At 68.2% G+C, this 9,834-nt stretch carries 10 protein-coding genes; 5 read left to right on the top strand and 5 right to left on the bottom strand.

What is annotated here, in order from left to right:
- Positions 1–391: 391 nt before the first annotated feature.
- Positions 392–958, top strand: coding sequence for a cytochrome b (locus AC1D2E_RS26010; RefSeq protein ID WP_478200080.1), 567 nt, complete (start codon positions 392–394; stop codon positions 956–958).
- Positions 959–1,096: 138 nt separating this feature from the next.
- Here AC1D2E_RS26010 and AC1D2E_RS26005 read toward each other — a convergent pair whose 3' ends face one another.
- The 5 genes from AC1D2E_RS26005 to AC1D2E_RS25985 form a co-directional block, all read right to left on the bottom strand.
- The gene (locus tag AC1D2E_RS26005) at positions 1,097–2,485 is read right to left on the bottom strand and encodes an ATP-binding protein (RefSeq protein WP_478200079.1); all 1,389 of its coding nucleotides are present in this window, start codon (positions 2,483–2,485) and stop codon (positions 1,097–1,099) included.
- A 5-nt stretch (positions 2,486–2,490) separates the two neighbouring features.
- The gene (locus tag AC1D2E_RS26000) at positions 2,491–3,162 is read right to left on the bottom strand and encodes a winged helix-turn-helix domain-containing protein (RefSeq protein ID WP_478200078.1); all 672 of its coding nucleotides are present in this window, start codon (positions 3,160–3,162) and stop codon (positions 2,491–2,493) included.
- A 36-nt stretch (positions 3,163–3,198) separates the two neighbouring features.
- Entirely contained in the window at positions 3,199–3,927 is a 729-nt protein-coding gene (locus AC1D2E_RS25995; protein WP_478200077.1) for a cytochrome b/b6 domain-containing protein, read from the bottom strand.
- Positions 3,899–4,342, bottom strand: coding sequence for a diheme cytochrome c (locus tag AC1D2E_RS25990; RefSeq protein WP_478200076.1), 444 nt, complete (start codon positions 4,340–4,342; stop codon positions 3,899–3,901). Before AC1D2E_RS25990 ends, AC1D2E_RS25995 begins: the two co-directional genes overlap by 29 nt.
- Before the next feature lie 77 nt (positions 4,343–4,419).
- Positions 4,420–4,848 (bottom strand): DUF1924 domain-containing protein, encoded by a 429-nt coding sequence (locus tag AC1D2E_RS25985; protein WP_478200075.1) that lies wholly within the window; start codon positions 4,846–4,848, stop codon positions 4,420–4,422.
- A gap of 154 nt (positions 4,849–5,002) precedes the next feature.
- Between AC1D2E_RS25985 and AC1D2E_RS25980 the strand changes: the two genes are divergently transcribed.
- From AC1D2E_RS25980 to AC1D2E_RS25965, 4 genes are read left to right on the top strand one after another with little or no spacing between them, the layout of a single operon-like run.
- Positions 5,003–5,728 carry an ABC transporter ATP-binding protein gene (locus AC1D2E_RS25980; protein ID WP_478200074.1) on the top strand — a complete coding sequence of 242 codons (726 nt, stop codon included), beginning with the start codon at positions 5,003–5,005 and terminating at the stop codon, positions 5,726–5,728.
- 7 nt (positions 5,729–5,735) lie between these two features.
- Positions 5,736–8,126: an FtsX-like permease family protein gene (locus AC1D2E_RS25975; protein ID WP_478200073.1), complete on the top strand. Its 2,391-nt coding sequence runs from the start codon at positions 5,736–5,738 to the stop codon at positions 8,124–8,126.
- 7 nt (positions 8,127–8,133) lie between these two features.
- On the top strand, positions 8,134–9,348 hold the full coding sequence (locus AC1D2E_RS25970; RefSeq protein ID WP_478200072.1) for an efflux RND transporter periplasmic adaptor subunit: 1,215 nt from the start codon (positions 8,134–8,136) through the stop codon (positions 9,346–9,348).
- A gap of 48 nt (positions 9,349–9,396) precedes the next feature.
- Positions 9,397–9,825 carry a universal stress protein gene (locus AC1D2E_RS25965; RefSeq protein WP_478200071.1) on the top strand — a complete coding sequence of 143 codons (429 nt, stop codon included), beginning with the start codon at positions 9,397–9,399 and terminating at the stop codon, positions 9,823–9,825.
- The last annotated feature ends 9 nt before the right edge of the window (positions 9,826–9,834 follow it).

Genomic DNA, 9,834 nt, shown 5'->3' with positions numbered 1-9,834 from the left:
TCCTGCATCGTCTTCATTTGCTGGTCGAACTTGCCCGGGTCGACCTTCGGTGCGGTTTCAGYCGCCGGGTGATGCGCCTCATGTTCGTCGGCCTGTTTGGTTCCCGAGCCGGGAAAGGAGGAGCAACCGGCAAGCGCGACTGCTGCGGCCRCAGCCAAGATTCTCATGAGCTTCATGGTGACTGCTTTGTGGGTTCAGCGCTCGAACAGCACTCGATGCTTCCACAATGCTCGCAAGGACCGCTTTCGTTATTGATGCAAATCAAGTCAAGATGAGCCAGTCTCGGCTTTTACCCTCAAATTCGTGAAGCCTTCCGGGCGATCCTTGACTGTCCGCAGCAGCAGCCGCTTCGCTTGGTCGCGCACAATCGCTTCAGTTCCATGGAGACCTCATGAACCCACAGAGCACCGCCCGCTACGACTTCCTGAGCCGGACCCTTCACTGGCTCACTGCCGTTGTCGTGACCGCCGCCTTCATCCTTGGGCCTGATGGCTTTGGAAGGCTCATGCGACAAGGGGTTGACCCAGCAACCCGAAGTGACATTGTTTGGCACGAAACCTTGGGGATATTGGTCTTGGTCTTGACTGCGTTTCGCCTCGTCTGGGTGACATTGCGCCCGCCAGCGCCGCGGTTCTCAATGGCTGGCTGGATGCACGTCACGGCCAGGCTGATGCACTTGGCGCTGTGGGCGCTTCTCCTCGCCTTGCCGGCCACTGCGTTCCTGGCTCTGGGCAGCGAGGCTCACCCGCTGACGCTGTTGGGCAGTGTGCGCGTCGACCAGATGCCCACGATCGCAGACTCCGCCGTCGCGAAACTGGCCGATTGGGGCGAGGTACACAAGCTTTTGGGCGACACCCTCATGTGGCTAGCGGGCCTGCACGCGGCCGCAGCCATCTACCATCACTTCGTTTTCAAAGATGGTGTTCTGTTGGCCATGTTGCCCCATAGGGCTCGCTAGTCAGTGAGCAATTGCCTTCGGTCCACCGCCGCCGGCGCTGCGTCGAACAGGTGATCGAGGCGCTCAAGCCTGGCGGCTATGGCGGCTGCCGAAGCAATGGACGAACTGCTGGCGCGCGCCCGGGGCGCCTCGTCCACTTCAATACTGCTGTCGACCCACTGGGACAGCCATGGTCGGACGGGCTGCAACGGCGGCAGTCCACTCGACATTCACCGCGAGGCCGCCCAGGCGGCTCGAGCGCCCGATGCGCACGGTCGCGTGCTGCGCGGAGGCGATGCGCCGAACGATGGACCAGCCCAGGCCGCTGCCACTCTCGCCGCTGCCGAGGACGCGGAAGAAGCGCTCCCCGCATCGCGCGATGTCTTCCTCCTTCATGCCGGGGCCGCTGTCTTCGACACTGAGCTGCACGTGGTCGTGTGAACGAATGACTTCGACGCGGATATCGGCCCGTGCCGGGCTGTAGCGGATCGCGTTGTCGACCAGATTGCGCACCAGCACCGCGAACAGCGCCGGATCGCCGCGAACAGGGCATTCGTGCACCGCATCGACCCCGATGTTCTGCTGCTTGCGGATGGCCGCGGGCGCGGCTTCGGCCACCACGGCGCGTACGAGGGCGCCGAGATTCACCGCCTCGCTTTGGAGGTCGGCACCTGCCTCGAGGCGCGACAGCGTCAGCAGTTGCTCGACCAGGTGAGTGGCCCGGTCGCAGCCTTCGAGCGTCGCTTCGAGCGCATGGCGGCGCCGGGCATCGTCGGCCTCGGTCAGCGCGACCTGCGCCTGGGCCCGGATCGCGGCGATGGGCGTGCGCAACTCGTGGGCGGCGTCGGCGGTGAAGCGGCGCTCCGACGCCATCAACCCGTCGATGCGACCGAAAAGGCCGTTGAGTGCGTCGAGCATCGGCGCCATCTCCGACGGTGCGCCGTCGATGGCAATCGGCTTCAGGACCTGCGGTTCGCGCAAGGTCAAGGTCCGTCCGAGCCGCCTGAGCGGCAGCATGCCGCGACGGACCGCCCACCACACCGCGAGCGCGAGCAGGGGCAATGCGACGAACATCGGCCAGAGTGTGCTTCGCAGCACCGCCCGGAGAATGGAGGATCGCGAATCCACCCGCTCGCCCACATACACCTGCACATCGCGCTCGCTGCCGTGGGCTGYGAACACGCGCCATGTCGCGCCGTCGATGCGCACTGTGCTGAAGCCCGAGTTGAAGCGTCGCCCGGGGTCGATCATCGGCGAGGACGGTGCGTTGGCCGAGCGCAGCGTCAGGCGGCCTTCATGGAAGACCTGGAACGTCACCCTGGGTGCATAGCGGTGCAGCACCGGGGCCTCGATGCTTCGATCTTCTTCGGATGGGGCCTGCATCTGCTGGGCGACCAGCAGCGCGGCGCCCTGCGCAAGATGGCCGTCGAGCAATTCGTCCAGTTCGTGGCGCACGTCGAACCATGTCATGACCGCAGTGGCCAGCCACACGCCCGCCACCAGGCCGAGCACCAGCAGCAGGAGGCGGCCCTGGAGCGAGCGCGGCATCGTCTTCAGCTGCCCGGCTTGTCGCGCACCAGCACGTAGCCCACGCCGCGCACGGTCTGGATGAGCGAGCCGCCGAGCTTGCGGCGCAGATGATGGACATGCACTTCGATCGCATTGCTCTCCACTTCCTGCCCCCAGCCGTAGAGGTGCTGTTCGAGCTGTTCGCGCGAGAGCACGCGCCCGGCATTGAGCATCAGTGCGTGCAACAGCGCAAACTCGCGGGACGGCAGCGCGACCGGCTCGCCCGCAAGATGCACCGTGTGCGCAGCCGGATCAAGCACGACATCTTGGGCCTGCAGGCGTTCCTGGGCCTGGCCGTGGGCACGGCGGATCAGGGCACGCAGGCGCGCTGCGAGTTCGAGCAGGTCGACGGGCTTGATGACGTAGTCGTCGGCACCGACATCGAGCCCGCGAATTCGGTCGGGCACGCCGTCGCGTGCGGTCAGCACCAGGATGGGCGTCGCGATGCCCGCCTTGCGCACGCTCGCGAGCACGGACAAGCCGTCCCGCAGGGGCAGGCCCAGATCGAGCACCGCCGCGGCATACGGTTCGGCGCGCAGTTCGCGCTCGGCGGCCTCGCCGTCCCGCACCCAATCGACCTGGAAATCGAGTTGGCGCAGGCCTGCGCGAAGGCCGTCGCCGAGCAGCGGGTCGTCTTCGGCAAGGAGGATGCGCATGGGGGGATTGTGAGCGACAAGAAGGGGCCGGAGTGCTCAGTCGTCTCGATCCTGGCTCGCCRCCTTGCCGGACACGGCGGTCGGGCCCTGGGCGACGTGCGTCGAGGCGTCGTGCCACTGTGTCCACCAGAAGCCCAGCACCGCCACCAGCATGAGGATGCCGACGCTGCGCCAGGCGCTGCGCACGCCGTCCTCGGGCCGGCCCGGCTTGCGCCCGGTGATCATGGCGCCGACCAGGTTGTCGCGGTGCATCCAGCTCGCGAGCAGCACACCGGCGATGTGGAGACCGACCACGCCGAGCATGATGTTGGCTGCGGCTTCATGCACCTCTTCGAGCCACTTGCCTCCCAGGTCCTGATAGGTCGCCCAGCCCGCTGCCGTGACCGCCAGGGCCAAGCCGAGCAGCGCGACGATGGCGAGGGCGCCCGCGGGGTTGTGTCCCGTGTGCTGCTCCGTGCGCCCTCGAAGCATGCTGCCGATGTAGGCCGCGATCGCGCGCGGTCCGCGGACGAAGTTCGAGAAGCGCGCGTAACGGGTGCCCAGGAAGCCCCACAAGAGACGAAACAGGACGAGTCCCGCCATCGTGTAGCCGAGCGTGACGTGGACCAGCCGCCACGATTCGCGCTCCGCGGTGAGGTAGGCGCCCGCAAAGCACAGCACGATGAGCCAGTGGAAGACGCGCACCGGCAGGTCCCAGACGAGGATCCTGCCGGACCGCGGCTCGGCCGCGGGGCGTTCAGCGGGGGATGCGGACGTCGTGTTCATTGAAATCTCCTTGATCGGCTTGGGTGTGACAGGCTGCGCAATTGGCGGCGTTCCGGACGCTGGGCAGCTTCCAGGTGGCGGGCGCCACCTCGCGGTGTTTCCGGACGAACCAGGCCGAGCGCGTGATGCGGTCGTCCGGTGGTGGTTCGCTCCTGCGACCGCTGGTGGCGGCACTCGCCGCCAGCCAGTTCGCGAGCTCGCTCACCGTGCCGGGGTCCAGCGACGCATCGGTGCCGAAGTGGCGGGGAAGGTTCGCCATCAGGCGCTGCCAGGAAGCCGCCGGCAACATGCCGGGCGGGTAGGCGATATGACAGGCCGCGCACTCGGCGCGGTACTGCGGCAGCAAGGGCGCCCGTGCAGTAGTCCGGTCGCCATCGCCGGCCCAGGCCTGCGAGGCGAAGAGCGCGGCCAGCACCCAGGCGCCTGCGAGGCGGATGCGAGGTGGCTCAGCGATGATGAACTCCTGAATGAAGGGTAGACATCGCCGCGACTTCAAGGCTTGAGTTGGATCAACCAACTCAACACATCGGCCTTCTCCGCGGCGGTGCATTCGCGCCCCACCACGTCGTTGCAGTTGCGACGGAACCACTTGTCGGCCTTGGCGGCGTCGGTGAACCGCTCGGCGTTGAAGGCCGGGGCCAGGGCACCGATCGGCTTGTCGGTGGCTGCGTGCCGGCCCGGCCCCGTGGGCACCGCGCCGTGGCACGAGGCGCAGCTCCACTCGCGGCCATGTCGGCTGTTGAACAGCAACTGTCCGCGGTCGGGATTCGCGCCGGACCCGGCCTCCCTGACGTAGCCGGCGAGCAGTTCGGTAGAGGTGGTGGCAGCGGCCGCAGGGGCGATGGTGACGGCGATGGCGGCGGTCCAGGCCGCGGGGACGGACCAGCGACGCGCGGACGGTTGCGAATTGAATACGTTCATGACAACTCCTTGGAAAGCCATGGTGTCTTGGCGGTCTTAGCGTTTTCTTAACAGAACGCGTCCGGCCCGACGGTTCAGCTCGGGATTGCCAGGCTGGATTCGCACGACTTGACGGAAGTCAAGGTCGCACGGGCGGCACGCGGGAACATCGGCCATGGCCGTCCCACCGTTGCCGGTACCTCCCGTCTTTCGAGCCCGAGGGCTCGGCAAGACCTACCACGCCGGCGACGTGGACGTCGTCGCCCTGCGCGACGTGGATCTGGACATCGCGGCCGGCGAATTCGTGGTGCTGCTAGGGCCTTCGGGCAGCGGCAAGTCGACCCTGCTGAACATCCTCGGTGGCCTGGAGGTGGCCACCACCGGCAGCCTCAGCTACCTGGACCACGACCTGACCGCCGCCGGCGATGACGCGCTGACGCGCTACCGGCGCGACCACGTCGGCTTCGTGTTCCAGTTCTACAACCTGATTCCCAGCCTCACGGCCTACGAGAACGTGGCGCTGGTCACCGACATCGCGGCCCACCCGATGCCCATCGACGAGGCGTTGCAGCGGGTGGCACTGTCGGCCCGGCGCGACCACTTTCCGTCGCAGCTCTCGGGCGGCGAACAGCAGCGCGTGGCCATTGCACGGGCCATCGTCAAGCGGCCCCAGGTGCTCCTCTGCGACGAACCGACGGGCGCGCTGGACTATGCGACCGGCAAGCTGGTGCTCGACGTCATCTCGCGCATCAACCTCGAACTCGGCACCACCGCGCTGGTGATCACGCACAACGCGGCGATCGCCGGCATGGCCGATCGCGTCGTCTACCTCGCAGACGGCAGGGTCCAGCGAATCGAGCGCAATGCGAAGCGCATGGCGTCCGAGGAACTCGCATGGTGAGCGGCCCATGAAAGCACTCGATCGCAAATTGATGCGCGACCTGCGCGCGATGTGGAGCCAGGCGCTGACCATCGCGCTGGTGGTGGCCAGCGGCGTGGGCGGCTTCCTCACCAGCCTTTCGGCCGTGGATTCGCTGGCCGCGGCGCGCGACGCCTTCTATGCCGAGGGGCGCTTCGCCGACCTGTTCGCCACGGTCAAGCGCGCGCCGCTGGCGTTGGCCGAACAGCTTCGCGGCGTGCCCGGCGTGGCCGACGTGCAGCCGACGATCGAGCAGGTGGTGCGCATCGATATCGCCGGCAGCAGCGACCCCGTGCTGGGCCAGTTGATCGGCGTCGACCGCCTGCAGCCGGCGCGCCTGAACCGGGTCACGATTGCCGAGGGCCGTGGCTTGTTCGACCAGGCCGCGATCGACGAGCCGGTGCGCGACACCATCGACGCGCTGGTGTCGAAGGGCTTCGCCCAGATGCGCGGCCTGCGCCCGGGCGATTCGGTCGGCGCCCTGGTCAATGGCCGCAAGCGCCGCCTGCACATCGTTGGCCTCGCCGTGTCGCCGGAGTTCGTCTTCGCCGGCCTGTGGGGCATGCCGGACCAGCGCGGGTTCGGGATCTTCTGGGTTGACCAGCGGGCGCTGGCCGCCGCCTACGACATGGACGGTGCCTTCAACACGCTGGCCGTGCGGCTCGCGCCGGAGGGCACGCGCCGCATCACGGAGGCCGAGGTGATCGACGCGCTCGCGCAGCCGCTGGCCCGCTACGGCGGCGCCACGCCACGCGGCCGCATCGACCAGACCTCGCACGCCATGCTGGACAACGAGATCAAGGAGCAGCGCGTGCTCGGAACGGTGCTGCCGTCGATCTTCCTTGGCGTCGCCGCCTTTCTGCTGAATGTGGTGGTCTCGCGCCTGGTCGCGACGCAGCGCGAGCAGATCGCCGCGCTGAAGGCGCTCGGCTACGCGAACAGGCGCATCGCGGCGCACTACCTGAAGCTGGTGCTGCTGATCGTCGCGCTGGGCATCGCGCTCGGCATCGTGCTCGGCGACTGGCTCGGGGCCGCCTTCGTCGGCCTGTATGCGGAAGTCTTCCACTTCGCGCACTTCGCGCATCGAATGGATCCAGCCCTCGTTGTCCTGGCCGGCGGCTTGACGCTGGGCGCCGGCGTGCTGGGAACCCTGTCGGCGATTTTCGCCACCGTTCGACTGACGCCAGCCGAAGCCATGCGGCCGCCGGCCCCCGGGCGGTTCCGCCGCACGCTGGCCGAGCGGCTCGGCTTCACCGGCCTGAGCCCCGCGCTGCGGATGATCCTGCGCAACATGGAGCGCAAGCCGCTGCGCACCGGACTGTCGATCGGTGGCATCGCCGCGGCGCTGGCCATCGTCGTGATGGGCAACTTCTTTCGCGACGCCATCGAGGTGATCGTCGACACCAGCTTCTCCCTGTCGATGCGCAGCGACGTTTCGGTGTGGATGACCGAGCCGGCCGACGGCGCCATCGCGCTGCAGCTCGGGCGACTGCCCGGCGTGCTGGCGCACGAGTCGCTGCGCGATGTGCAGGCCACGCTCGTCAACGGGCCACGGCGCCAGCGCGTGATGATTCGCGGCGGCCCGGAGCGCAGCGAGCTGTTGCGCATCATCGATGTCGACGGCCGGCAGGCCCTGCCGAGTGGCGACGGCATCGTCCTGACCGACCGCCTGGCCGACAAGCTCGGGCTCCGGGTGGGCGATGCGGTGCGGGTCGAGGTGCAGGAGGGTCGCCGCAGCGAACTCACGCTGCCGGTGCAGGCGACCGTGCGCGAGATGATGGGCCTGAACGCCTACATGAACCGTGCCGCACTGAACCGGGCGCTGGGCGAGGGCGATGTCGCGACCGGCTTCGTGCTGGCGCTCGAGCGCGGCAGCGAAGCCCGCTTCCTCCGGGCCACGCAGGGCCTGCCGCGCGCGGCAGGCGCGTTCAGCAAGGCGACCTTGCTGCGCAACATGCGGGAGGTGACGGCACGCAACATCCTGATCATGAGCACCGTGCTGACCCTGTTCGCCGCCGTCATTGCCGTCGGCGTGGTCTACAACAACGTGCGCATCGCGCTCGCGGAACGAAGCTGGGAGCTGGCCAGCCTGCGCGTGCTCGGATTCACGCGGGCGGAGGTCTCGGGGCTGATGTTGGGTGAGCTGGCGATCGCCGTCGCCATGGCGCTGCCGCTGGGCATGCTCGCCGGCTATGGACTGGTCCACGTCATCACGGGACTGCTGAAGTCCGACCAGTTCTACTTTCCGGTCGCGATCCTGCCGCGAACCTATGCGCTGGCGGCATTGGCGGTGCTGGGGGCGGCGGTTGCGAGCGCGCTGGTCGTGCGGCGGCGCATCGATCGGCTCGACATCGTCTCGGCCCTGAAGACGCGGGAGTGAGCGTGACATGAAGCGCAATACGCTGGCGGTGATGGTGGGTGCAGGCATGGTGCTGGCCGGGCTGCTGGCCTGGGCCTTTGCGCCGCGTCCCATCGCCGTCGAAGTGGCGACGGCCTCCGTCGGGCCTTACGAACAGTCCATCGCGGAAGACGCCCGCACGCGGCTGCGTGACCGCTACGTCATCACCGCGCCGCTGGCCGGACGGTTGGCGCGCGTCAGCTTGCGGGAGGGCGATGCGGTGGCGGCCGGCGACACGGTCGCGACGCTGACGCCCGCTCTTTCGCCGATGCTGGACGAGCGCACCCGACGCGAGCAGGACACCCGCGTGGAGGTCGCCGAGGCCATCGTGCAGCGCGCGGACGCCAACGTGCAGCGTGCGCGCGTCGGACTCGAGTTGGCGCGTGCGGAGTTGCGCCGCTCCGAGCAGCTGGCGCGCGAGAAATTCGTCGCGCCGGCCAAAGTGGAGTCCGACCAGCTTTCGGTGCAGGCTGCGCAGAAGGACCTCGATGCGACGCTGCAAGGTCGCCACGTCGCCGGGCATGAGCTGGAGACCGCGCGCGCGGCGCTGCTGGCGACGCGAAGCCCGTCGGGGCAGGGCGCCGGCTTTCCGCTGCGCTCTCCGGTGGCAGGGCGCGTGCTCAAGGTGGCGCAGCCCAGCGAGACCACGGTGACGCTGGGCGCGCCTGTGCTCGAGGTCGGCGACATCTCGCAATTGGAGATCGTCACCGAACTGCTGACGACCGACGCCGTGCAGACACAGGTGGGCGCGCCGGTGCGCATCGAGCGCTGGGGCTCGCCCGGCGTGCTCGAAGGCCGCGTGCGGCGCATCGAGCCGGCAGCCTTTACCAAGGTCTCGGCCCTCGGCATCGAGGAGCAACGCGTCAACGTGCTGATCGACATCACCAGTCCTGCGTCGTCGTGGCGGGCGCTGGGCGACGGCTATCGCGTGGGCGTTCGCATCGTGACGGTGGCCCAGCCGTCGGTACTGCGGGTACCGGTCAGCGCGGTGTTCCCGCTGCCCGGCGAAGGCATGGGCGTTTTCGTCGTTTCGGAAGGGCGGGCGCGGCTGGCGCCGGTGGAGATCGGCGGGCGCAACGGATCCGAAGCCTGGGTGCTCGGGGGCATCCAGGCCGGTGCGAAAGTGATCGTCTATCCGCACTCGGCGCTGCGCGACGGCAGCCGGGTGAAAACGCGCAGCGTGCCTCTGGTGCAGCAAGGCTGAACCGCAACCTTACACTCGGCAGAACAACATCATCCGGAGCTTCGAACCATGAAAATCCTTGTCGCGACCGACGGGTCCAAGAATTCCCTGCGTGCAGTCAAGTACGCGGCCAGGCTTGCGCATCTGTTGCGCACCGCATCGAACAAGATCACGCTGATCAGCGTCCACGACGACGCCGGCCTGCGCCATGCCAAGGCCTTCGTGGGCAAGGCGGAGGTTGCGGATTATCTGCGCGAACTCAGCGAGAAAGAGCTCAAGCCGGCCCGCAAACTGCTTCAGGCCGATGGCATCGGCTATGACATGGAGATCCGCACGGGCCACGTGGCGCAGGAAATCGTCGATTGCGCCAGCAAAGGCAAGTTCGACATGATCGTGCTGGGCTCGAAGGGCCGCAGCGCGGTGGCCGACCTGCTGATTGGCTCGGTGGCGCAGCGCGTGCTCGCGACCGCGAAGCAACCCGTCGTGGTGGTCAAGTGACCGGGCACC

It is taken from the genome of Variovorax sp. P1_H2 (genome assembly GCF_056405295.1).
This window is presented reverse-complemented; position numbering and strand designations above follow the sequence as displayed.